The sequence below is a fragment of the Rothia sp. HMSC036D11 genome (genome assembly GCF_001814205.1).
GTDB classification, from domain to species: domain Bacteria; phylum Actinomycetota; class Actinomycetes; order Actinomycetales; family Micrococcaceae; genus Rothia; species Rothia dentocariosa.
Genome location: NZ_KV815273.1, coordinates 1 through 1,516, shown reverse-complemented (window position 1 = coordinate 1,516; position 1,516 = coordinate 1). Strand labels below are relative to the sequence as shown.

Annotated in this window: 1 protein-coding gene; it reads right to left on the bottom strand. The window is 49.5% G+C overall.

Annotated features, from left to right (window positions below):
• Positions 1-1,435: hypothetical protein (locus HMPREF2958_RS00925; protein WP_070695870.1), on the bottom strand; the 1,435-nt coding region annotated here is incomplete at its 3' end.
• Between the last annotated feature and the right edge of the window lie 81 nt (positions 1,436-1,516).

The window sequence follows — 1,516 nt, the reverse complement described above, 5'->3', positions numbered from 1 at the left end:
GCGGGGTCAGCGGAATGACCCCTCCCCCGCCGGGACCATCACCTCCACCAATCAGTAAATCTGGTTGAGGAGGAACGTAAATATACCGTTCTTTATCTACCGAAGATACCTCGCTCTTACGTGATGACGATTCCCGATATACTTTGCCGTCCGGTGTGCTGTATACAGTTTCATAGGCGTTTTGAGTACGCCAGGTGCCATCAGATTTTACTTCTTCTGTTCGGTCTCGGTCTTTTCTCTGCCAACTTCCGTCAGGGTTTACGTGAATAATTTCTTCCCCGTCGCTGCGTGTATTATTTTTGATTTCCCATGAGCCGTCAGCATACAACACAGTAGTTTTATCATAATTACCGGAGTTATCAGAATCTTTCTGCGTCCACGTGCCGTCTGCTGCAACATGTATTGTCGTGTCGCCATCGCGCGATTCCCAGCTCCACGAACCATCCGGATTGACCTTAGCCATACCGAAGAAGGGGTCTTTTTCTGAACGTGGTCGGGGTTTGCCCGCTTTATTCTCATCCGTCAGGAGTATGCCCTCAAGTTCGGCGGTAGCATGCTTATACTCATCGGTTCCAGGAACAGCCTCTTTAACAGGCATTCCCAAAGGCAGAGCCGTACGCGGTTTCAGGGGAATAACACCATTTTGAGGAATATATAACCCCATATCGTACATACTATTCATGTATTCCCTAGGAGTTGTAACCCCACTCTGCGCCCCACGTGTGATAGATTTTTCCTCCCCGGTTTCTGTATTCTTTTCCACGGCTGTACCGTCAGGGTTTCCCGTGATGACCTTATTATTCGAGTATCCGCTAGACTTCCACGTGCCATCAGCATGTGCCTCAACGTTTTCTGGGGAAGATGAATCGCTCTTACGCTCGACACTCCACGTGCCGTCAGCATTAACGCGAGTTTTTGTCTGTGAAGAAGAAACTTTTTCAATCCTCTCCCAAGATCCATCTGCGTTAATCGTCATTTCGTGATATATGTCAGACCCTGTTCCACGCTTCACATGGAATGTGCCATCGACATTAACTACAACTGATAATTTATCCTGACCGCTGCCTTCTTCAACAGTCCACGAACCGTCGTCCTTGAGTTTTACATTCTTTCCCAACGAGCTCTGAGACTTCTGTTCAGCGCGCGGGCGGGGTTTACCAGCCTTATTATCGTCAGTAAGACCCACAATCTGTTTCTCATGACTCTGTTCTTCATTCTTCTGTTTCTCCTCTGTTGGGTTCGTCGTGGGGGAAGCGGAAGAAGACTCGGGTGAGACAGAAGATGATGCAGAGGAAGATATAGAGGAGACAGGGGAAGATCCCTCAGATTTACTCGGCTGAGCTCGTTCCACAGTCATACAGGCGCTGAGCGCGAGCATGAGGGCGCATCCAGTGGAAAGAGGAACGACGATGCGGGTGAACTTAGTGTTTTTCATCGAAAATTTCCTTAAGACACAGCTTGCTGACCGGGTTGAAGAGGCTTACGCGGGGTCAGCGGAATGACCCCTCCCCCGCCG